The sequence below is a fragment of the Parasphingorhabdus sp. genome (assembly GCF_039982415.1).
Lineage (GTDB): Bacteria > Pseudomonadota > Alphaproteobacteria > Sphingomonadales > Sphingomonadaceae > Parasphingorhabdus.
On the sequence record NZ_JBDWYL010000008.1, the window covers coordinates 279,003 to 300,784 of the forward strand.

Consider the following 21,782-nt stretch of genomic DNA (forward strand, 5'->3'; position numbering starts at 1 on the left):
TCGCCAGCTAATTTTTCGTTTTGAGCACAAGCGCTGCACAGAAACATGCTTGAGAACGATAAAAAAATAATGTGGCGCATTTTTTAATGATAGCAGATGTGTCTTGTGCCGAAAAGCAAGCGTCCGCTTTTGCGCCCAATGCGGACATTAGCTTATGTCCGCTTCATCCCGAGAGCGGAAACTAGGATAATAGCTAAGCAGGCTGTTTTTCTTTAAGGAGACCATACAAGCCAAAAGCGTAGGCTAATCCCAACGCCAATACAAAAAACGACAATGATCCATGGAAGATGTACAACGGTGAATCCCACTTCCAGTTTGGAAGGCGTGGCAGAAAAATCAAACCTCGAAAGAGTAATATGAAAGCTGTTACGCCCAAAAAGGATTTCAGAAATGGTAGCCTTCGAAACTTATTCGCTCCGGAGAAAGCATATAGGGCCCAAACAATTAGTAGCGCTGTAATGAGCAACGTCACGGCAGGGCCAATCCAGGTTCCTTGACGAACGGATTCTACCGCCCACTCGGGAGCCCCGGCAAATGCCACCCATTCGGGGCCGCCGATTAAACAGACTACATGAAATATTGCTCCTGCAATCATTCCAAAACCTGCAAAAATGAGTGCAGATTGAGAAGGTTTGTTTAATGCCATTTGATCAATTCCTACATTTAAGTTCACAAAACATATGTCAGTGACCGATACTTGTCACTGTTGAATAATATCAAGGATGTCCGCTTGTGCGCCCAAAGCGGACATTGGCTCACGTTTATGAGCGCGACCGGCTCAGGAGCAAGCGAGCAGGCGATGCAGAAGTGCCTATTTCACGCGCACAGTTTTGACTAAATATCTGCTGACAGCGCGCGAATTGCTCCGCGTATCTCGGCAAGGCCTTTCATCCTCCCAATCGCGGAATAGCCAGGATTGGAGTTTTTGGTAACATCTCCCATCATCAGATGGCCATGGTCGGGCCGGATGAAAATGTCGCGACCCGTTGCTTGCTCGTTCTCAAGCAAATTGTGGATCACGCGCAGCATATCGATATCGCTGTCGAGGTGGTTTGCTTCCGTGAACGTGCGCGGTTCTTCAGGATCACGCGAGACACCGCGCAAGTGAGCGAAGTGAATCCGCTCGCGAAAATCGTGCGCCATTTGCGGAAGGTCATTATCTGGTCGGCTGCCGTAAGTGCCGACGCACAGCGTCATGCCATTGGACGGGCTGGGGCTGGCCTTGAACAATTTTTCCAAATCAGCGGGTGTGCAGATTACGCGCGGCAATCCAAACATATCCCATGGCGGATCATCAGGGTGGATGGCGAGCTTCACATCGAGTTTTTCGGCTGACAAAAGCACCTGTTCCAAGAAACGTACAAGATTGGCTCGCAGCTTATTGTGGTCGATCCCTTCATAACGCCCCAAAGCTGCGCGGAATCCATCGAGCGAATGGGCAGCATCGGTCATCTTGCCTGGAAGCCCGGCGATGATCGTCTGTGTGAGATGCGAGATTTCTTCTGCCGACAGCGCCTCAAATGTAACTTTTGCGCGAGCAATCTCATCCTCGTCATAGTCGAACTGGCCGTTTTCACGCTTTAGAATGAACAGATCGAAGGCGGCGAAACGGTCCTGATCGAATTTCAGAGCATAGGCGCCATTGGGCAGCCGGTGCCGCAGGTCCGTCCTCGTCCAATCGATGACTGGCATGAAATTATAGCAGATGGTTTTAATGCCTTCTGCAGCGAGATTCTCCATGCTCTGGATCCAGGCTTTGATATATTGCTCGTGCCCGGGTGCGGCGAGCTTAATGTCCTCGTGGACCGGGATACTTTCGACGACTGTCCAATGCAGCATTGAACCGGGCACATTATGTTTTTCGATCAACGCACGATGGCGCGCAATCCGCTCTTGCGGCCATGTCTCACCAATAGCGATATCGTGAAGAGCGCTTACAATATCGGTTGCGCCGGTTTGGCGTATCTCCTCGAGGCTCACAGGGTCGGTTGGTCCAAACCAACGCCAAGATTCGCGCATTGTCCTCTCCCCTTTCCTACCTTTAAACCATGGCTAACAGGCCCTGAAAGCCCATATAGCCCGTCACCAGCGAGAACAGGAACACGCCTACAAGCCCGGCATTGGTTAACCAAGAATGGCGATACGCGCCCATCAAATCCGCTCGATTTCCTAGATATAGGATACAAGCAACCGTTGCTGGCAACAATACGACATTAAATGCCTGACTCAGTATCAGGACAAGCACTGGCCGGGCGTCAAATAATGGCACAATCAAACCAAGCAACGATATCAGACCGACAAACAATCGGTACTTCCACAATGTCATATCGCGCGGCGTACTGCGATAGTCACACAGGAGCCACGGGATCAAAATCAGGTTGGGGAATTGCGAGGAAACTCCTGCGGCGATAATGCCAATGGCAAAAATCGAAACCGCCAAAGGCCCTGCGAGCGGTTCGAGCAATCCGATCATCTGGGATGCCCGATCAAGCCCGATGCCTTCGGCAAACAGACTGCCCGCTGCTGCGGCCATAATCGAAGCGCTGATAACAAACATCATGATGGCCGCGAACGCGGCATCGCGCCGCTGCTGTTTATCCTCGGCAATCGTCCAGCCTGCCTCTTTGACCAAGCTCGTACGCATGATGAACAGACCTGAAAATATCGTCGTGCCGACCATCGATGCAATCAGCAATAAGGGACTGGTTTCCTGTCCCGAAATATCTGGTACCGAAGGAACAAACCCTGCAGCTATGGTCGATAGGGGCGGCATCAGAATGAAAAAATTGAGAACGAAACAACCGCCCATTATGGCCACGACCACGGCCAGAATACGCTCGAATACTTGCGTGCGACCGCTCCAGAAGATAAAATAGGCCACAGCACAGAAAAACGCTGCCCAATAAAGCGGATCGATCCCGCCAGCGATAAAAATCTTCGACCATTCGTAGCTGATTTCAGCCACAATGCCCATCACGCCCATAAGGCTTGCACATACCCCCACGCCCAGGGCTATGACAAAGAACAAACCGATGGCCGGGTGAATATGCTTGCGGAATGCCTCGAGCGCGGTCTCCCCCGTTACCAATGTAAAACGGCCATATGTCGCAATCATCAGATAGGTCGCACAGCATGATATAAGCACGGTCCACAACAGGGCCATTCCATGGTTAGCTCCAGCGGTAGCCATGGTCGTAACGCTGCCGGTGCCGATGTTGAAGCCGATGAGGAATATTCCGGGCAGGAATAGTGCGAGACTTGATCTCCAACTGAACGCATTCCCAGCGGCTGTCACCTGATTGCCTTGCAGATTATCATTGACGCCCCCGAATATCCGAACCAGCCCAAGAGCGTACCGCTATTTGGTTAGACTGTCTACCAGCTCTGGTCTGGTCCATTGGTCTGATCTCCGTGAAAAACTTACCGCCTATCTTTCCTCGGATCGGCAGCGGCCATTTCGATCGGTCCACGAGGATATCCGCTTTTGCGCCCATAGCGGACATTAGCAAAACGGCTACAGTGGATCGGAAAATTGATAATGACATTCGAAATCGCTGCATAATATGGTCATGTGAACCAGTCGATTTATTCAATACCATCGCAGAGCATCCGCATATCAAACATCCCGCAACTTTAAAAATCTTGGATCATCATGGAAATTGAAACACAACGGTTACTGCTACGTTATCTTCGTCAGGACGACTTCGAGATATACGCAGAATATTATGCAAACCCCGAAACAGCTCGATTTGTTGGCGGTCAGAAAGACCGTGCATCCGCCTGGAGACATATGGCAGCTGTAGCAGGGCATTGGTTGTTAAAGGGATTTGGACAGTGGGCTGTGGAAGAGAAGTCTTCCGGTAAAATGATGGGCTTGATCGGGCTATGGGAACTGGAAGGCTGGCCGGAACTGGAAGTCGGCTATTAGCTTGTCAATGCCGCGCATGGCAAAGGCTATGCCACCGAGGCGACGGAGCGTGCTCGGAAATATGCCTATCAAGAACTGAGAGCGACAACGCTTGTCAGCTACATTCATCCAGCAAATGAACCATCCAAACGCGTCGCTGAAAGAGTGGGGGCAAGACTTGATGAGACAATTGAGCTTTTGGATCTCGGGCCACATTGTGTTTATCGCCATCCAAGCCCCGGGCCTTCGTAGACAGATAAAACATGTTTTTCGTTACGAGCGGATTTTGCGCAAATCAGTGGCTGTCCGTTTTGTTCAAGACGCAAAGCCGAGATTGCGGTAGTATCCAACAATGGGATGGCCTGGAGAAATAGTTTTTGGCGACACATATGTCGCGTATTTTGGTGCTCCGGATCAGAATGATATCCATGCGCACGCTGTCTATCAAATCGTCCTTAGTGCGAACAAACCGGCCACGGTGGTTGATAAAAATGGAGTCCATCACAATGGATCGGCATTGCTCATCCATCCGCTTGTACCCCATGCAATTTTGGGGAGCGACCCGGTCACGTTGATCTTTCTGGACCCTCAATCTGCGTTCGCCTTGGATCTCAAATTATCTGACGACGGACACAATGAACTTGCTCCCACGGCACTACCAGGTGTTCGCTAAGATCGTAACAACCCAATTCTTGCCAAATTTCCTGCTTAATGGCTCGACCTATGGAATCATAAAAAACAGAGACTTGTGACATAATTTCCGAGGATAGTATTTCCTCTATCGACACAAGCGCTCGATCTCTTCTCCGAAAAAACCCGATCCGCTTATCTGACATAACTTGACCGTAATAATACCAACCCGCGTCGACGGAGATCGCGTATAATGTACCAGTGATCAGATTCTTGGGTGTGTTGTTTCTACCATCAACCATTTTCTTTCTGCCCTAATTCATCACGACATGCAGATACCGACGAAGATCATGCAGATGCCTCCCCCAATGGGATTCATAACCGAAGCGAAACATCCAAACTGCTTCGTTTTCACTAACATTCTGCTTCAACCAAAGCACTTCGGACAAATCACGGGCGATGTCGGCAATATCGTCAATTGCATCACCCACTCCAATTTTCTGTTCGATGCTCTCGTCAGGATCAACATCGCAATAGTAGCCAAGTTCAGGGAAAACCTCAGAGGCTCGTTTTGCCAAGAGATCATAGTCGGACTGTGGATTGTCCACATCATCCGTATCCGGCTCGACATCTGATGAATGATTATAAGCCCATACAAGGCTGTCGAGAGCCATTGCGAGCTTCGCAAGCCTGCCATCAGAATCTTTTGAAGTGCCGCTTAGAAGGCTCAGGAAGCCATTTATAGAGGCTTCTATATCATGCCACTGCGGATGCACTTCACTCACGGCAGATGTGGTCCCATAGTGTCGGCATATTCTAACAACTCAGCATCAACAACATCTCCACCCATATGCTCTATGAAGGCAGCTTTAATCGCATCCTTATGGCGCTTCCAACGATCTGGGTCGGAGTTTGGGTTCATATTATCTGCAAGAAAAACCCATTCCACAAACTGATCAGCGGTAACCTTGCCGGTATCAGGAATCAGGTCACTGACATGCAAAGGTTTGTCGTTCTTAATACACCCGCAAAAACCCCATCCTACACAGACTTCGTGCATAAGCGCATCGTATCCGGTCTCGGGACCATCGCCATCATCGGAACCGAGAGGCATATAGCTCTTTTTGTTTTCACTCATATCGCTGTTCTTATGCACAAGAAAATAGAACAACAATATAAGAAGTTTTCGACAACTACTTTCAGTTCGGATAGCTTCATCCAAATGATGAAATACCTCTTGGCTGTTATTCTACTGATCTTTGCGCTTGGCGCTTGTACCGACCGTATTGAAGTTGACACTCTCGATGGAGAGTATTTCGAAGCTACCCCAGAAAAGCTCTCGGGCAAGAACTTCATTCGGTCTGGCAGTGCAAAGTCCGGACATCATCAAATCGCCGTTACTGCGCTTGTTGACGAAAATGGTAGGGTTATTGATACATCTACAAGACCAGACAAGTTTGGAACCAAGGAAATACGAAGAGAAGACCCCTATCGCGCCCGCGCTGAGATTGAAGCAAAAAAATGGAAGTTTGAACCATATACTCAATCTGGCAAGCCGATCAAAATCAAGACTACAATTTATATCAATGTCTATCCCCCTGAAATCTTGCCCGAACGCCATGTTCCCTTCCCCAAAGTCGATTACGGAAAATTGGAGATTACACTCGAACGAACCGGCTGTTTTGGAAGCTGCCCAGGATATATTGTGCAGGTTTTTGGAGATGGAAAAGTCAAATATAAAGGGGGATATTACACGCTGGTCGAGGGTGAGCAGACCTATTCTATTCCCAAGAAATCGGTCATGCAATTGGTCGATGACTTCCGCAAAGCTGATTTTTGGAGCTTGAAGGACGAATATCGATACCAAGTCACTGACAATCCCACTTACGCCATTACATTCAAAACCGGGTCGCACTCAAAAACGATAGTCGATTATGTCGGACTTAGGTCTGGAATGCCTTTTGTCGTGCGTGAATTGCAGGACAAGATCGACGAAATCACCAAAACTGAAAGATGGCTGAGAGGTAACTCGAACACTATACCTTCTCTGGAAAAAGCAGGTTTCGATTTTGGTTCGAAAGAAGGGCAGCGCGCTTTCGTCGCAGCGGCAGAATTTGCACCAGAGAACATCGCCATTAGTTTCTTGGACAAAGGAGTGCCTTTAAATGGGGAATGGTCTGAGTTTCCAGATTGCTCAGATTGCGGTCCAAATGAAGAGGTCTATGCACACGTTCTGTCGGTGGCAGTCCGATTGGGTCGATTGGAGCTGTTCAAAAGGATCGAGAAGGACAGCTTTTTGAACCAATTGACACAGGAGCAAAAAAATCGATTGCTCATGGGTGCTGCCAAATCCAACAGCCTTTACATGGTGTCTCAGCTTGTTGAGATTGGTGCTGATCTCAAACAAGATCGCTCATCGCCACTTATAGCTGCGTTGGATAATGATTTTAGCCCTCTTTCTCCTGATGCCGACAAGCTCGGACTAGTTAAGTTCCTTTTGGCAGCGGGCGTCGATTTGGCAGCGAAGGACTATATTGATTACACTGCATTGCAGCATGCCCATGACGAAAATCCAAAGATTGTGAAATGGTTGTTAGATGCGGGAGCAGATGTAAATGCGGGAAGCATCGATGAGCTAAATGCCATTGAAAATACCAGTTCGTCGCTGCTCTACATCACCGACGATGAAGACATTGCCATGATGGCGATAAAAGCAGGCGCTGACACAACGTTGAAAGCTGATCAAAATCGAACCCTGAAAGAGCTTGCACGAAGAAAATCTTGGAATCGGGTGCTTAATTACATTGCAAGGAAGCCTGAATGAAGAAGCTGTTAGTGAGATTGATTATCGCCATCCTTTCGAGTGCATGGATAGCGCCGCTCACTCTATCATTTTGGGCAACATACCATTTCTTGTTTGAGGTCTTATGGATAGAAAAAGGCGAATATCGAGGCTCTTGGCATCCAGTAAGCAATGCAGATGAATTATTTTATTTCAGCATGGTATGGCTTTTCATCGTCGTCTTTGCATGGACATTTCATCTAACGGGAAAACGAACAAATGCAGATTGATAATGCTTTCGACAACTACTTGCAGTTCGGATAGCCTCATCAAAATGATGAAATACCTCATAGCCGTTATTCTAATGATCTCTGCGCTTGGCGCTTGCACAAATTCCGGAAACTCCAATCCCTATGCGGGTTTAGCGGTCAAAAACCATATGGAAATGCTCGCGAACAAGAAGTCCGGCTTAGACTTTATTCGCTCTCCCAAGGTTAAGTTTAAGGGCAATGAGGTTGCGGTCGATATCATTGTAGACTGTTCCGCGTCAGCGATCGATAGCTCAGGTCGTTTTTAACGACTGTAACTGGGCCGATAGCGGAATGTCTGGTTCTGGCGGCTTAGGGCGCAAAAGCGGACTCTAAATTTTACATGTAGAACGACATTTGGAAAGTTTGATTTTCGACGTAAGTGATTTCTAAATGGTGGACTGAGAACGAAAATTGATTTATTTATCCATAATATCAATAGCTTAAATGGTTGTTGGTGACCCCTACGGACACCCAAATACCTTCTCACCACTGCTCATGAAATCTCAAATACACAAAACAAATCAAACAGATAAAATTGATCTTCGGCCCAAAAGTGAACATTTGGTACCACATGATCTCACAAAAAATGGTGGACCAAATGATGGAATGTACTTCAGAGAAGTGGGAACTTCGAGCGCGAGCACGGTCTTACTGCTGAGTATCAAAAATCGGGGACTTATGACAGCTTTTTGGGCCGATTGCGGAAAGTCCGGTCTTAGATGCCAAGGTGCAAAAACTGCCGGCTGGCTAGCGATCCAAGTGTGTCATACCGCAATCATTCGAAACTTCTTGGGTGTTAGATTAGTCGCCAATCTGAACTGACGCGTGAATGAACTTTGATCGCTATATCCAGCGCTTAGGGCGACATCGACAATCGGCAGGGCGGTTTCGCGCAGTAATTTCTGCGCATGGTCAATGCGCTGTTTGATAATCCATTGTCCGGCGCTGAGACCAAATATCTGTTGGAACCGGCGATTGAGTTTAAACTGAGACATTCCTGTTTGTTTGGCCAATTGTATGACGGATGGCACGTTCGGAAAATTGTCCAGAGCCCATTTGATTGCTCCAGCGACCTCATCATGCTCGCTGCGCGACACATTGGGCGACTGCAGGTCTTTCGAAATACCCGCGACGCCGGTGACATTGTGCTGATCATCGAAAGTCGGTTGCTTGGCGGTCAAGCACCAACCGACCGACCGGTTCGCATAAACATGCATTTCCAATCGCTGTTCAATCGGCTGTCCGGTTCGCACAATAGATCGATCTTGCTTCTCAAAGCTGCTGCCTAGCTGTTTCCCCAGAACCTCTGACGGGAGGCGTCCAATCAGTTGCGCTTTGTCTGCGAGACCGGATCGCTCAACCAGAGTGGTATTCACGGATTTATACCGACCTTCGACATCCTTCTTAAAGAAAACAACATCGGGTAAATGGTCAAACAAATCAGCGACTATGCTTAAGGGAAGCGTTTCTTGCATGATGAGTGCCATACTAAAAATATACCAATATTCAAGTCCACTATTGATCATCCGGCAAGACCCGGCCGCTTGGTAGGCGTAGAGAAGGTCCAACATCTCGCGCCGCGACTGAACGGTTCTGGCGTACGATTTTGCAAGTTCGGAGAGAAAGCATGAAGCAAGCAAGCCAAGTATTTTCCAGTTGTATGCCGGCCCTGATGACACCGTGTGACGCGAACGGAAAGGTGGATTTTGATGCTTTGGTCCGAAAGGGCACTGAACTGATCGCGGCAGGCATGGATGCCGTTATCTATTGCGGTTCAATGGGCGATTGGCCGCTACTGACCGATGAGCAGCGCATGGAAGGCGTCGCGCGTCTGTGCGCAGCTGGAGTCCCAGTGATTGTTGGAACCGGCGCGCAAAATTCTGCCCGAGCCGTTGCTCTGGCGCGTCACGCGCAACAGGTGGGCGCCGCTGGATTGATGGTAATCCCACGGGTACTTTCGCGCGGAATATCGTCTGCTGCGCAACGCTCGCACTTCGCCGATATTCTGAATGCGGCCCCTGATCTTCCTGCAGTGATTTATAACAGCCCCTATTACGGGTTTGAGACCAAGGCCGATTTGTTCTTCTCGCTGAGGAGCGAACACAACAATCTGGTCGGTTTCAAGGAATTCGGCGGTGCGGAATCGATGCGCTATGCGGCGGAGAATATCACTTCGGCTGATCCCGATGTTGCACTGATGGTCGGCGTTGACACCCAAGCGTTTCACGGTTTTGTGAATTGCGGGGCGGACGGCGCGATTACCGGCATAGGCAATGCACTTCCGCGCGAAGTCCTGCGGTTAGTGGAATTGTGCCAACAAGCTGCGGCCGGAGATGCTCAGGCCCGCGCGCTGGCTTGGGAATTGAACAAGGCGCTGCATGTGCTCGCAACCTTCGATGAAAGTCCGGACCTCGTACTCTATTACAAGCATTTGATGGTGTTGGAGGGCGCCCCCGAATATGCACATCAAATCTATGCTTCGGACCGTCTAAGCCCGTCGCAACAGGCTTACCTTGAAGCGCAGTGGAAACTATTCCGTACATGGTGGGATAGTTGGCCGGGCGCAGTTTAACGGAGCTGCGAAGATGCGTGTCATCGATTCACATACCGGAGGGCAGCCGACCCGCGTCATCGTCGATGGAGGGCGCGATCTGGGGACAGGCCCGCTGGCGGAACGGCGTGAATTGCTTGCCCGCAACCACGATGATTTGCGCCAGAAAAGCATCCTCGAGCCCAAATGCTCTGAGGCGATGATTGGTGCGCTTTTGTGCGAATCGCCCAATCCGGATTGTGCCGCAGGAGTAATCTTCTTCAACAACACCGGATATCTTGGAATGTGCGGTCACGGCACAATCGGGCTGGCGGTTACACTTGCCTATCTGGGGAAATTGGACCTGGGGTGGCACTTGATTGATACGCCAAGCGGCGTAGTCCGCGTCGATCTGAATGGCCCGGATGATGTCACGGTCGAAAATGTCCCAAGTTACTGCTTCCGTAAGGGCGTGAAACTGACGGTTGCCGGCCTTGGTACGGTCAGCGGGTCCATCGCCTGGGGCGGGAACTGGTTCTTTCTAGCCGACAGCGCGCCTTGCGAACTGTCGCGCGACAATATCCCGCAGCTCACGGAGGCGGCGAGCAAAATCAAACGTGCACTTGTCGAGCAGACGATCTTTGGCGCAGATGGCGGAGAGATCGATCACGTTGAATTTTTCGGCCCCGGCCAAAGCCCGGGCGCTAACAGCCAGAACTTCGTTTTGTGTCCGGGCCTTGCCTATGATCGATCGCCTTGCGGCACGGGAACCAGCGCGAAGATCGCCTGTCTGGCTGAGAGCGGCAGGCTCGCGCCCGGTGACGAATGGGTTCAGGAAAGCATCATGGGAAGCCGTTTCCGCGGGTCCTACCGGCTTGACGATGACGGCAACGTGATTCCGTCGATTGCCGGAACCGCCTATGTGTTCGCTGACGCCACATTGGTCGATCAACCCGGCGACCCCTTCGGGCGAGGTTTTGGCTGATGGCCGGGCCAGAATCGGATAGTGTGGTGGTTATTGGCGGCGGTGTCATAGGGATCGCCTGCGCGCATTATCTCAACGAGGCAGGTTATGTGGTCACCGTGTTGGAAAGCGGTACGCTAGCGGCGGGCTGTTCCTACGGTAATTGCGGCTATATTTGCCCCAGCCATGTTTTGCCTCTGGCGACGCCGGGTGCACTACGCGAAGGCGTGCTGTCGGTATTGAATCCCTCGGCGACGTACCGGATTAAGCCGCGCCTTGAGACAGCGTTCATCCGCTGGCTATGGCAGTTCGCAAGACGTTGTTCGACCCTTCAAATGTTGGAAACAGCGGAGCATTTGAGCGCGATCTTGGAATCGTCGGCAGCGGAATATCGCCGTCTTCTGGCAGACGAAATCGACGGAACAGAATATCGACAATCAGGCCTTCTCTACGCTTTCCAAACCACCAAAGCCGCCGAGGCGTTTTCCGCTAGCGAACGCACCGTAGCCGCACGCCATGGAGTCCGATCAAGCTGGATCGACGGCGTTGATCTCAGCGATTTCGATGGCGCACTCAAACCGGGTCTCGCGGGAGGTGTGCTGTTTCCAGACGATGCCAGCTTGCGGCCCGACCGGCTTACCGCGCAATGGATCGCTCTCCTCAAAGACAGAGGCGTGATTTTTCGTGAGGGTGTTCGTTTTGAGAATGTAGTGCGATCAGGCCGATTGATCACTGCGATCGAAACCTCCGAAGGCCCAATGAAAGCTGATCATTTTGTGTTGGCGGCGGGTGCCATCAGCGGGCGCTTGGCCAGTCACTTTGGCAAGGCTCTGCCGGTTGAACCGGGCAAGGGATATTCAATTACCTTGGATCGGCCCGAAGGATCACCGCATGTCCCCATGCTGTTTCTTGAGCATCATGTCGGCATCACGCCATTTGATACCGGTTTCCGCATCGGATCGATGATGGAGTTTGCAGGTTTTGACACGTCCATTCCGCGCCGCCGCCTCCAGCAGCTACGTGCTTCGGCATCGCACTATTTGTCGGGCGATCTTCCCACAGTCAATATTGAAGAATGGTACGGATGGCGCCCGATGACTTGGGATAGCCTCCCAATTATCGGAGCAATGCCGGACACTGACAATGTCAGCCTTGCCACCGGACACAATATGCTTGGCCTGACGCTTGCTCCCGCCACCGGGAAGCTGGTTGCTGAGCATGTGCAAGGCCGAACACCGCATATCGACTCCTCCCCATATTCCGCCGCCCGTTTCAACTGAAACACACAGCTGCGACCCCAAAAAGAAAGAAGAAGCTATCATGTCAGTTCACAACAATTTCATCGCCGGTGAGTGGATCAGCTCGGTTGAGCAGATCGCCAATATCAACCCTTCCGATACCAACGACATTGTCGGAGAATATGCGCAGGCGGACCGCGAACATGTGAAGCAAGCTATTGATGCGGCTTACACAGCTTCTCCGGCTTGGGCGCAGAGCGGAATTCAACAGCGTTTCGACTGTCTCGACGCCATAGGGACCGAGATTCTCGCGCGTAACCAGGAGCTCGGTACGCTGTTGTCGCGGGAAGAGGGCAAAACACTGGCCGAGGGGATCGGAGAGGCCGCGCGTGCCGGTCAGATATTCAAATTCTTCGCCGGGGAAACGCTAAGGAATGCAGGTGAGCTGCTCCCATCAGTGCGGCCGGGTTTAGGCGTGGAAATCTCCCGAGAGCCGGTTGGTCCCATCGCGATTATCACACCGTGGAACTTCCCAATTGCCATCCCCGCATGGAAGATTGCGCCAGCTCTGGCTTTTGGCAACACAGTGGTCTTCAAGCCCGCAGAACTCACCCCCGGCAGCGCATGGGCCCTCACCGATATTATTGCCCGCTCAGGCATTCCTGAGGGAGTATTCAATCTGGTGATGGGACCGGGTGCTGAAATCGGTGCGCCAATGCTCAACGACCGCCGTATTCGCGCGGTCAGCTTCACCGGGTCGACCAATACCGGACGGATTGTTGCAGGGGCGTGTAGCGCGCGCAATGCCCGCTATCAGCTTGAGATGGGCGGTAAGAACCCGCTTGTCGTCTTGAACGATTGCGATCTCGACAATGCGGTCAATTGCGCTGTGAACGGGGCCTTCTTCTCTACTGGCCAACGTTGTACCGCGTCATCTCGGTTGATTGTCGAGGAATCGATCTACGACGCATTTGTGGCCGCGCTCGCCGAGAAAATGGAAGGGTTGGTAATCGGAGACGCTTTGGCCCAGGGGACGGATATCGGCCCGGTCGCGGACCAAACGCAGTTGAACAAGAACCTCGAATATATCGAAATTGGCAAGCAAGAAGGTGCAGAGCTGCTAACGGGCGGCGAAGTGGTAGAGCGTGAGAAACCCGGTTTCTACCAGAAGCCTGCTCTGTTCATCGACACCGACAATTCCATGCGGATCAATGCGGAAGAGATTTTCGGCCCTGTCGCTTCAGTGATCAAAGTCTCGGATATCGATGAGGCAATGCATAGCGCGAATGATACGCAATTCGGACTGTCAGCGGGCATCTGCACATCATCCCTTCGGTCAGCCGCGCGCTTCAAACAGGAGAGTCAGGCCGGGATGGTCATGGTCAATGCGCCAACAGCGGGGGTTGATTACCACGTCCCATTTGGTGGAACAAAAGGATCAAGCTTTGGCCCGCGCGAGCAAGGCGGCTATGCCCGTGATTTCTACACCACGGTCAAAACAGCATATACGCAGGCGTAAAAATACTTCGCCAAGAGCGGGGTGCGCGCACAATAGTGCGACAGTGTATAGTTTGGAGCGCTCACGATGACGAATACCAGTGTCAATTTTCCAGCCTTCATTACAGATGCCGAGCGGAGCGTCCGTCGTGGCGGCCTGAGGAAGAAGATGAAGGGTACCGCACACCAGGGCGCCATCCTTACCCCTGGTTCAAATCTGCAGTACTTCTTCGGCGTCCAGTTACATGAAAGCGAGCGGTTCATTGGTGCTGTCATCACGGAAACCGAAGCCGTGTTCATCTGTCCCAAATTTGAAGACACGTCGTTGACGGCAAAATTGAACCAGCAATACAAAACGCTATACTGGGAAGAAGACGAAGATCCGTACTCGCTGATCGCCTCCTATCTCAGCGCGAACTCAGTTAATCGATGTGCAATCGACCCCAATTGTAGCTATGAACATGCGTCACGCATTGGTGATACGCTCGATACAACGATTGGCATTGGTTCAGCTCAAAATTTGATTTCATCCCTGCGGTCCTACAAGTCTGACACAGAACTCGCTTTGATGACCTCCGCCAAACAATTGACGTTGGGCGTTCATCTGACAATATCACGCTGGATTAAACCCGGCATCGCTTGCAGCGAAGTAAAGCACCAGATTGACCGGCTCCACCGCGATGGCGGCGCGGATAATGGTAGTTCCTTCTGTGCTGTGCAATTTGGCGAGGCCACAGCACACCCGCATGGTGTCCCGGGTGATCCGGTTTTGCAGCCTGGAGAATTGATTTTGATCGATACTGGTTGCACAATCGATGGTTACAATTCTGACATCACACGAACCTATGCGCTCGACACTATGAGCGAAGAAGTTGAAAGGATGTGGGCACTCGAAAAGCAGGCGCAGCAAATTGCCTTTGATCGGGCTGTTCCGGGAGTTGCGTGCGAAGAAATTGACCATGCCGCTCGGCAATTTCTTACAGATCACGGACTTGGCCCTGACTACCAATTGCCTGGCGTTCCGCACCGAACTGGCCATGGCATTGGCCTTGATATCCATGAAGGCCCTTACCTCGTACGTGGAGACAAGACGATTTTGGCGCCGGGCATGTGCTTCTCAAATGAGCCGATGATTGTCGTTCCGGACAAATTTGGCATCCGGCTGGAAGATCATTTTTATATCACGGAAGCGGGTGCCGCTTGGTTTACCGAACCACAGCAAAGTCTGTATTCGCTAACACAATAAAGGTTGCCTGCCAAACTGTTGGTTAGCCTTGGCTGTGAACCGCCAGTATATTCAGAATCCGCTTTTCGTCCGTGGTGGTGCCCGCTGCCAACCATCGGACGACACCGACTACCGCCATCTAGATCGACTGAAAAAACGCTTCGGTCCGCTTTTCGCACCGAAGTTCCATGAGGTGCGGTTTTGAGTCGCAGGGTGTATTGTGAATATTTCATTTACTTTCTCCTCTGTCGGAATGACCAAGAAGAATGTCCGCTTTTAGGACCTAAGAAATTGGGTCGCTACGGCTTAAACTGGGGCGCAAAGCAGACGTTCCGCTTTGCGCCCCAACTTCGGACGCTCCGGCGGCTTCCGTTTCATCCCGAAAGCGGACACTATATTTTAGTCACGTTCCCTTTTTGATTGCGTTCGACCAGTAAGATAGAACGACCAAGAAACCACGACAATGAACAGCCAACCCATGCCGAAATAGAACGCTTCATCTGCTCGATCAACGGGATGCCATGAGCCCTGATATTGGCCTTTAGCCATCCACATGACTTCGAACATCCAATCATAGGAAGCCCAAAAAGAGAGGCAGAGCGGGATAATCCAACCGCTGGAAGCCAATGCAATCAAAATTCGTAACAATAAGCGTAGCATGTGGACTCAGTAGATCGCTGAGGTGACGTTGTCCAATGAGCTAAGATTGAAGCGGCCGCTTCATCCCGAAAGCGGACATTAGGATTGTACTGAAAATATCCCCATCAACACATTATCTTTCACGCTGGTTCTGAAAGTTTTTCCGATATCGCGAGGGAGTCATGCCGGTGTTTTTCTTAAAGGCATGATTGAACGTTGCTTTTGATCCAAAACCGCAATCATAAGCGAGGTTTATCAAGGGGAGTTTGCTGTCACCAGCTCGGAGGCATTGCTTGAACGCTTCGATGCGATATCCATTGATGTATTCGTAGAAACTGGCTTCTGCTTGAGAGTTAATTACTTCCGATAGCAATCTCTGGTTTATCTGCAGGTGGTCAGCTAGAACCGTTAGGTTCAAATCACTATCGAGATAAGGTTTCTCTCGAGACATGACACTTTCAAGTTCTTCAAATAGTACGCCCAATCGCGCCCGATCATTCTTTTGTTCCGTTTCCTTTTCCCGGTCTTGGTCAAATCCAGCCGTTAAAACCTGCGTGTGCAAATAGCCTTGTGTACCAATCCAGTAAGTGCCCAGCGATAGAAATAGAAGGAATGGATAGTAGTTTGAAATGTCTAGATTGTCATCGAACTGTGCGACGTCTATCGTCCTTAAACTGAACCATAGAATAAAAAAGATTGTGTATAAAAACACGGGTTTCTGCAACCAGCTCAAAGTTCTTTTGTGAATATCGGAATGGTTTTCTCTGATCCATTTTGAATATTTCATCAAAATCCGATTGGTCAGGAACAGATAGACGAAAACGGATATAATTCCTCCTGTTTGCTCCACCATCCAGATGAAATGATCCGTATCAATGGGCTCGGCAAAAAAGTAGAATTCGTGCCGTTGATAAAACGGACTAGAATAATAGATAATTTCCAGCGCAACCGGGAAAAAGTGAAGCAAATCCGCCTTGCCGGGATGAAATCGGGCATGAGTGAGCGTTTTTGTGTAGAGATAAAGCGATGGGCCCAGACCGTATAATAGCTCCACAGACAGAAACGAGTAACCCAGCGATCTTATGAAACCCATGTCGTGCAGCACTACGCGCAACACCGGTAAGGTGTAGAATAGCAGCATCAACGACAACATGATGTTGCCAGACTTGCGGTTCCTTCGAGACAAGACGAGTAACAAGCTGATCATCAGACCGTGTAACGCCCCGATCAGGATGATCAGATTCCAAGCATTAAGGTTGAGAGATGAATCCATAAAGTCAGATAGCTGCCGGTTAAGTGATGCAGTGTCATCACTCTTAGTCGAAACGGTGTCCACAACGAAACAACTACAACAGGTTTATTTCGTCTGGCTGCATCCAGGTGGACGCCGCTGGCTCGTTTTTGAGCTAACCGACAAGCCGCATATCAAACAAAGAGGCTGCCAGATGCTAAACAGAACACTCCGCTTGGCCATTTTACTTTCGTTCTTGATGGTGATGGGAAGCTGTTCCTTGCACGATTCAAAAATCGGTTCTGCCAGCCAATCTGCTTCAGTTCCCCGGTCAGGCTCTCACGCGCTAAGAGAGAATGTAACAATCATCCGGGACGAATTTGGAGTACCGCATGTGTTCGGACCTACGGATGCAAGCGTTGTTTTCGGCGCTACTTACGCGCGCGCCGAAGACGAATTTCATTATATGGAGCAGGCATATATAAAGTTGCTGGGGCGCGCCGCATCTGTGAGCGGGCCTGACTGGCTGCAGTGGGACATCTTTTTGAGAAAGCTCGAAATCGAGAAACATTCCAGGCAGGAATATTTGAAAGCGTCACCTGAAATTAAAGCGCTCTGCGATGCTTTTGCTGACGGAATGAATTTTTTCTTGAAGACCCGGCCGGATATCAAGCCAAAGCTAATCACGCATTTCAAACCGTGGCATGCTCTGGTAGGTTATCGACTGTTTCATGTTTCGGGCATTGATGGAGAAACCCAAAAACAGATTGGGCAACCCAATGTTCTCGCTGCATTTTCCGGATATCTTGCCTCAACCATGTGGGCGATTGGAACATCCAAAAGCGCATCGGGGCATCCTATGCTGTTTATCAACCCGCATATCCCGCTTGATGCGCCTTATGAAATGTCTCTTCACAGCGACGAAGGTCTAAACGTCTCGGGCCAGTTGGCTTATGGAATCGGAATCTTACCGATTTCTGGACATAATAGAGATATGGGTTGGTCGATCACCGCAAATGATCCTGACATCAACGATGTCTATCAAGAGAAATTCGTCGATAGCGCGTCCGGCTTATATCAGTATGGCAGCAAGATATTGACAACAACGAAGTGGACTGAAACGATTACCATTGCCGCATCGGATGGCATCATTCATCAAAATTATATTTTTGAAAAATCCCGACACGGACCGCTGTTTAATGACCCGGATGGCAGGCGCCTTGCGCTAAGGGTAGCTAAGCTTTCCGAAGGAGGGGTGCTGGAACAATTTTTCAATATGAGCAAGGCCGGCAATCTATCGGAGTTCAAACGTGCAATCGCGCCAATGAATATCACCTACAATAATTTGATCTATGCTGGGCGAGATGGTCATATTTTTTACGTCTACGGCGGTGCTATCCCCATACGTAATCCCGAGTTGAACTGGTCAAAGCCTGTGGATGGCAGCAACCCTGAGACAGACTGGAGAGGGTTTTTCTCTCTCGCGGATCTTCCGCAAATTGAAGACCCGGATTCGGGCTATTTACAAAATTCCAACAGCTCGCCCTTTTTTACAACAGACGGCAGCAACCCGGTAAAGGCTGACTACCCCGCTTATATGTTTGGATCAGACCGCGATACCGCGATAGCAAAGCGATCCAGACAATTGATCTCAGCAGAAGAAAAAGTCTCCCTGGAACAGTTATCGCGATTTGCGTTCGATACCTATCTACCCACCGCTGCTGCTGATATCGGGAAACTAAAGGCGGAATGGACAAAATTTTCGCCAGACAACGAAAACGCGGAACCGGAATTGAAGGAAGCGTTAAATACCCTCAATGATTGGGATAGACGGGCAGACGCTGACTCAATTGGTGCTGCGCTCTATGTCACGATGTTCCACATTCGCGGTGATGATTCCGCTTATCCGATGATCGGCCGGCTCCGAAAGGCAACTGCGTTTCTGGAAAAATATCACGGAGACTGGCGAATTCCATATGGTCGTTTTAACAGGCTCGGAAGGTCAGAACATAATGGCAAGACCAATGAGCCGTTTTCGCAACATGACCTCTCATCACCCGGCACGCCGTTTTATATGGGCGCGATCATGACGTTCAATACCGCAACCGAAGACGGGTCGAGCAAAAGTTACGGCAATCATGGGCACTCCTATATAAGCGTAGTGGAGTTCGCGCCTAAGATAAAAGCACGATCTGTGATGGCTTATGGACAGAGCAGAGATCCAAAATCTGTTCATTATTTCGATCAAGCGAGGCTGTACACAGAGCAAAAGCTCAAGCCAGCCTGGTTCGATGAAAAAGACATCAAAAAATCAGCCGTAAAATCATATCGTCCGGGTCAATCAAACTGACAATCGTAAGATTAGGTTTCGTTATTGAGAACGAAAAGTTCATAGAAAGAGTGCCCGCTTTTGCGCCCTTCGCGGACATTAACGTTGCGGCAACTTCATCCCGAAAGCGGACTCTAACCCAATGTTTTCGGAACGACCGAAACGGAGGTGAAAGCGGACGTTACTCGAGAGCGAGAGATACGTTGTCTTCGGGTTCGTCACCAGACGGGCCGTGGTGTCGAATAATCTCGACTAGCCAATCAAAGACAGTTGGGCCCCTACATTCTTTCGCAGCTGCGAGCTCGGCTCGTACCTTCTCTCGAGCTGTCGGATGACATTTTTGAAGTCTGATTTCCAATTGTCGGACAGTTTCCTTGTAACCGAGGTATTTTTTCGCATCGGCTGAATTGCTCCAGCGAATCCGAAATCCGTCCTCCGGCGTGCCAAAACCCCCTCGCAAAATATCGTCGAAGGCATCCAAATTTCTGCCCCATTCTGCGCCAGGAATAAGTATCTCGCTTATCTCGTCGTAGAATGCTTCGAGAGAGTTGGTTCTGACGCCGTCGATGTTGTAGTCTCGTGTCATTGCCAAGACTTACCGTTTGCGGTGAGTGTCCGCAACTGGGTCGCAAGCGGAACGGCAGCTACATTATCTGTAACGTCCCCTGTTGCGCCCATTGCGGACATTAGCGTTGTGGCGGCTATATCCCGAAAATACCACATATTTTTGCTGCTGAGTTCTTCAATCGGAGTTATTGATCACCTAGCTGCCAGATATGCTGGATTCCGTCAGGTTGACTGTTTTTGAAAAAAGCTGTTCATTTTTGAAAGCGATCAGCTTTTTTCGGATTTGCGTAGATATCAATATCGAAATCGTGTCTCATTACCTTCATTGGCAGCAATAACAGCATGTAAATTGCAGTCTGAAGAAAATTATCAGTCAGATTCCACCGTAGGATAAGGGGCAAATCATGAAACAACGAAAAACAATCATCATAGTCGCTTTGATGTTATTACTAATAGGCGGGGTGCTAGTAACTATTATTCCCAAATATGACCGGATGGCGCAAATCGGAGTGGGATATCAAACCAAGATAATGTGTTCAGAAGTCTTTGTTGCAGGTCGTGCTCCTGAAGACGTAGCCGCTACGAATTTTCAAAATATTGACCCACTGATGGACTATGTCAGTCTTGACGTGGACCCGGTTGCGCAGACAGTAACGGGCAGTCTCTTGGGGTTGGGTAAATCAAAAACGATTTATCGTGATAAGCTTGGTTGTACCGTAGATATCGGGAATGGTGTCTTCGATATAGACATCAAAGATCAAGGTGAAATAAACGCTGATAACACACATACATATACCGTTGCATTGAAACCCGAAGTGCAAGCTGCAGTTGCGGAGCTTTTTGATGATAATGAACTGGCTCACCCCATTGTGACACGTGGCGTGGTGGTGGTGCAGAATGGTGAGATTGTGGCTGAACATTATTCTGACGGGTTTGACAAAGACACCCGTCAGCAAAGCTGGTCTATGGCCAAAGGCGTTACACAAGCTCTCGTTGGAATATTAGTTGATCGCAAGGTCATGTCCCTCGACGATAAAAACCTAATGGCGAATTGGCCCGAAAGTGATCCGAGAGCAGATATTTCGTTGGGGCAGTTGTTGCATATGGCCAGTGGATTGGAATTTGCCGAAGAATATGGCGACGCCGAATCCGATGCTACGCAGATGCTGTTCAACAGTTCCGATATGGGAGTTTATGCTGCTGAAAAGCCGCTTGCTGTGGAGCCCGGATCGAAGTCACAATATTCAAGCGGCACTACCAACATTGTGTCTCTCGTCATGCGCAACAAACTTGAAGCAAGCGGCGAGAACTATCACGATTTCCCATATGATAGTCTGTTCACGAAAATCGGCATGAATTCGGCAATATTTGAGGTTGATGCGAGCGGGACCTTTATTGGTTCATCCTATATTTACGCAACGCCAAGAGATTTCGCCCGATTTGGTCAGCTTTACCTGCAAAATGGAATGTGGGATGATGAACAAATATTACCGGAACGCTGGGTAGACTATACCGGCCAGCCTGCACCTGGATCAGATGGGAAATATGGGTCTCACTGGTCAATCAATAGGAGCGGCAAAAATCTACCTGGCATGCCGAATGAGGTTATATATCTGGGTGGCAATGACGGCCAGTTCATCTTTGTTATTCCTTCAAAGAATGCGGTAATTGTAAGGTTAGGTGTGATGCGTGAACCGGCTACTTTTGAGAATGAGCTATATCCTCTGATCCGAAGCGTGTTCGATAAACTCTAGTGTCCGCTTTTGCGCCCTTAGCGGACATGGCTGCTATATCTCGTTAGCGGACGTTAGCTTTCGTTCCATCGAATGTCGGAAACCGGGGGTGCAAACGGACCTTGCACCGGAGCTCTAATATAACCAAAGTGCAGCGATGGAATGGAATAAGATATCAGCTGATTTTGAACCTGATGGA

The 21,782-nt window shown here is 49.9% G+C and carries 17 protein-coding genes and 1 pseudogene; 11 read left to right on the top strand and 7 right to left on the bottom strand.

The features are described from left to right. Nucleotides 1–193: 193 nt before the first annotated feature. From ABJU74_RS13940 to ABJU74_RS13950, 3 genes are all read right to left on the bottom strand, one after another. Nucleotides 194–646, bottom strand: coding sequence for a hypothetical protein (locus tag ABJU74_RS13940; protein ID WP_348384901.1), 453 nt, complete (start codon nucleotides 644–646; stop codon nucleotides 194–196). A 188-nt stretch (nucleotides 647–834) separates the two neighbouring features. Then, nucleotides 835–2,019 carry a mannonate dehydratase gene (gene uxuA / locus ABJU74_RS13945; protein ID WP_348384903.1) on the bottom strand — a complete coding sequence of 395 codons (1,185 nt, stop codon included), beginning with the start codon at nucleotides 2,017–2,019 and terminating at the stop codon, nucleotides 835–837. Nucleotides 2,020–2,041: 22 nt separating this feature from the next. After that, nucleotides 2,042–3,295, bottom strand: coding sequence for an Nramp family divalent metal transporter (locus ABJU74_RS13950; RefSeq protein ID WP_348384904.1), 1,254 nt, complete (start codon nucleotides 3,293–3,295; stop codon nucleotides 2,042–2,044). A gap of 357 nt (nucleotides 3,296–3,652) precedes the next feature. Between ABJU74_RS13950 and ABJU74_RS13955 the strand changes: the two are divergent. Together ABJU74_RS13955 and ABJU74_RS13960 are read left to right on the top strand one after the other, a co-directional pair. After that, a pseudogene (locus ABJU74_RS13955) lies at nucleotides 3,653–4,159 on the top strand (GNAT family N-acetyltransferase). A 100-nt stretch (nucleotides 4,160–4,259) separates the two neighbouring features. Then, a complete protein-coding gene (locus ABJU74_RS13960) occupies nucleotides 4,260–4,580 on the top strand; it encodes a hypothetical protein (protein WP_348384905.1) in 321 nt (106 codons plus the stop codon). A gap of 271 nt (nucleotides 4,581–4,851) precedes the next feature. On the opposite strand, the gene ABJU74_RS13965 is transcribed toward ABJU74_RS13960, so the two are convergent. Both ABJU74_RS13965 and ABJU74_RS13970 read right to left on the bottom strand, forming a co-directional pair. Continuing rightward, nucleotides 4,852–5,322 (bottom strand): DUF5063 domain-containing protein, encoded by a 471-nt coding sequence (locus ABJU74_RS13965; protein ID WP_348384906.1) that lies wholly within the window; start codon nucleotides 5,320–5,322, stop codon nucleotides 4,852–4,854. Next, nucleotides 5,319–5,675 (bottom strand): hypothetical protein, encoded by a 357-nt coding sequence (locus tag ABJU74_RS13970; RefSeq protein ID WP_348384907.1) that lies wholly within the window; start codon nucleotides 5,673–5,675, stop codon nucleotides 5,319–5,321. Before ABJU74_RS13970 ends, ABJU74_RS13965 begins: the two co-directional genes overlap by 4 nt. An 84-nt stretch (nucleotides 5,676–5,759) precedes the next feature. On the opposite strand from ABJU74_RS13970, the gene ABJU74_RS13975 reads away from it, so the two are divergent. Together ABJU74_RS13975 and ABJU74_RS13980 are read left to right on the top strand one after the other, a co-directional pair. Continuing rightward, nucleotides 5,760–7,361, top strand: coding sequence for a DUF6438 domain-containing protein (locus ABJU74_RS13975; protein ID WP_348384908.1), 1,602 nt, complete (start codon nucleotides 5,760–5,762; stop codon nucleotides 7,359–7,361). After that, complete coding sequence (locus ABJU74_RS13980) at nucleotides 7,358–7,609, top strand: hypothetical protein (protein ID WP_348384909.1); 252 nt, start codon at nucleotides 7,358–7,360, stop codon at nucleotides 7,607–7,609. Before ABJU74_RS13975 ends, ABJU74_RS13980 begins: the two co-directional genes overlap by 4 nt. A 785-nt stretch (nucleotides 7,610–8,394) precedes the next feature. On the opposite strand, the gene ABJU74_RS13985 is transcribed toward ABJU74_RS13980, so the two are convergent. Next, nucleotides 8,395–9,156 (bottom strand): AraC family transcriptional regulator, encoded by a 762-nt coding sequence (locus ABJU74_RS13985; RefSeq protein WP_348384911.1) that lies wholly within the window; start codon nucleotides 9,154–9,156, stop codon nucleotides 8,395–8,397. A gap of 101 nt (nucleotides 9,157–9,257) precedes the next feature. Here ABJU74_RS13985 and ABJU74_RS13990 point away from each other — a divergent pair, with 101 nt between their 5' ends. From ABJU74_RS13990 to ABJU74_RS14010, 5 genes are all read left to right on the top strand, one after another. After that, nucleotides 9,258–10,202 carry a dihydrodipicolinate synthase family protein gene (locus tag ABJU74_RS13990; protein WP_348384912.1) on the top strand — a complete coding sequence of 315 codons (945 nt, stop codon included), beginning with the start codon at nucleotides 9,258–9,260 and terminating at the stop codon, nucleotides 10,200–10,202. Between the two features lie 13 nt (nucleotides 10,203–10,215). Next, nucleotides 10,216–11,145, top strand: coding sequence for a proline racemase family protein (locus tag ABJU74_RS13995; RefSeq protein WP_348422850.1), 930 nt, complete (start codon nucleotides 10,216–10,218; stop codon nucleotides 11,143–11,145). Continuing rightward, complete coding sequence (locus tag ABJU74_RS14000) at nucleotides 11,145–12,404, top strand: FAD-dependent oxidoreductase (RefSeq protein ID WP_348384914.1); 1,260 nt, start codon at nucleotides 11,145–11,147, stop codon at nucleotides 12,402–12,404. The genes ABJU74_RS13995 and ABJU74_RS14000 overlap by 1 nt, the downstream gene beginning before the upstream one ends. A 40-nt stretch (nucleotides 12,405–12,444) precedes the next feature. Continuing rightward, nucleotides 12,445–13,881 (top strand): aldehyde dehydrogenase family protein, encoded by a 1,437-nt coding sequence (locus tag ABJU74_RS14005; protein WP_348384916.1) that lies wholly within the window; start codon nucleotides 12,445–12,447, stop codon nucleotides 13,879–13,881. 66 nt (nucleotides 13,882–13,947) lie between these two features. Continuing rightward, nucleotides 13,948–15,105 (top strand): Xaa-Pro peptidase family protein, encoded by a 1,158-nt coding sequence (locus ABJU74_RS14010; protein WP_348384917.1) that lies wholly within the window; start codon nucleotides 13,948–13,950, stop codon nucleotides 15,103–15,105. A 751-nt stretch (nucleotides 15,106–15,856) separates the two neighbouring features. On the opposite strand, the gene ABJU74_RS14015 is transcribed toward ABJU74_RS14010, so the two are convergent. Further along, complete coding sequence (locus ABJU74_RS14015) at nucleotides 15,857–16,996, bottom strand: helix-turn-helix domain-containing protein (RefSeq protein ID WP_348384919.1); 1,140 nt, start codon at nucleotides 16,994–16,996, stop codon at nucleotides 15,857–15,859. Between ABJU74_RS14015 and ABJU74_RS14020 the strand changes: the two genes are divergently transcribed. Both ABJU74_RS14020 and ABJU74_RS14025 read left to right on the top strand, forming a co-directional pair. Beyond that, on the top strand, nucleotides 16,980–19,304 hold the full coding sequence (locus ABJU74_RS14020; RefSeq protein ID WP_348422601.1) for a penicillin acylase family protein: 2,325 nt from the start codon (nucleotides 16,980–16,982) through the stop codon (nucleotides 19,302–19,304). The genes ABJU74_RS14015 and ABJU74_RS14020 overlap by 17 nt on opposite strands. A gap of 950 nt (nucleotides 19,305–20,254) precedes the next feature. Further along, nucleotides 20,255–21,604 (top strand): serine hydrolase, encoded by a 1,350-nt coding sequence (locus ABJU74_RS14025; RefSeq protein ID WP_348384923.1) that lies wholly within the window; start codon nucleotides 20,255–20,257, stop codon nucleotides 21,602–21,604. The last annotated feature ends 178 nt before the right edge of the window (nucleotides 21,605–21,782 follow it).

Excerpts from the sequence above, each read along its gene's own strand:
- ABJU74_RS14015 (WP_348384919.1), bottom strand. The coding sequence starts at position 16,996 with ATGGATTCATCTCTCAACCTTAATGCTTGGAATCTGATCATCCTGATC.
- ABJU74_RS14005 (WP_348384916.1), top strand. The coding sequence starts at position 12,445 with ATGTCAGTTCACAACAATTTCATCGCCGGTGAGTGGATCAGCTCGGTT.
- ABJU74_RS14025 (WP_348384923.1), top strand. The coding sequence starts at position 20,255 with ATGAAACAACGAAAAACAATCATCATAGTCGCTTTGATGTTATTACTA.
- ABJU74_RS14010 (WP_348384917.1), top strand. The coding sequence starts at position 13,948 with ATGACGAATACCAGTGTCAATTTTCCAGCCTTCATTACAGATGCCGAG.
- ABJU74_RS13985 (WP_348384911.1), bottom strand. The coding sequence starts at position 9,156 with ATGATCAATAGTGGACTTGAATATTGGTATATTTTTAGTATGGCACTC.
- ABJU74_RS14000 (WP_348384914.1), top strand. The coding sequence starts at position 11,145 with ATGGCCGGGCCAGAATCGGATAGTGTGGTGGTTATTGGCGGCGGTGTC.
- ABJU74_RS13970 (WP_348384907.1), bottom strand. The coding sequence starts at position 5,675 with ATGAGTGAAAACAAAAAGAGCTATATGCCTCTCGGTTCCGATGATGGC.
- ABJU74_RS13980 (WP_348384909.1), top strand. The coding sequence starts at position 7,358 with ATGAAGAAGCTGTTAGTGAGATTGATTATCGCCATCCTTTCGAGTGCA.
- ABJU74_RS13975 (WP_348384908.1), top strand. The coding sequence starts at position 5,760 with ATGATGAAATACCTCTTGGCTGTTATTCTACTGATCTTTGCGCTTGGC.
- ABJU74_RS13960 (WP_348384905.1), top strand. The coding sequence starts at position 4,260 with ATGGGATGGCCTGGAGAAATAGTTTTTGGCGACACATATGTCGCGTAT.
- ABJU74_RS13990 (WP_348384912.1), top strand. The coding sequence starts at position 9,258 with ATGAAGCAAGCAAGCCAAGTATTTTCCAGTTGTATGCCGGCCCTGATG.
- uxuA (WP_348384903.1), bottom strand. The coding sequence starts at position 2,019 with ATGCGCGAATCTTGGCGTTGGTTTGGACCAACCGACCCTGTGAGCCTC.
- ABJU74_RS13995 (WP_348422850.1), top strand. The coding sequence starts at position 10,216 with ATGCGTGTCATCGATTCACATACCGGAGGGCAGCCGACCCGCGTCATC.
- ABJU74_RS13940 (WP_348384901.1), bottom strand. The coding sequence starts at position 646 with ATGGCATTAAACAAACCTTCTCAATCTGCACTCATTTTTGCAGGTTTT.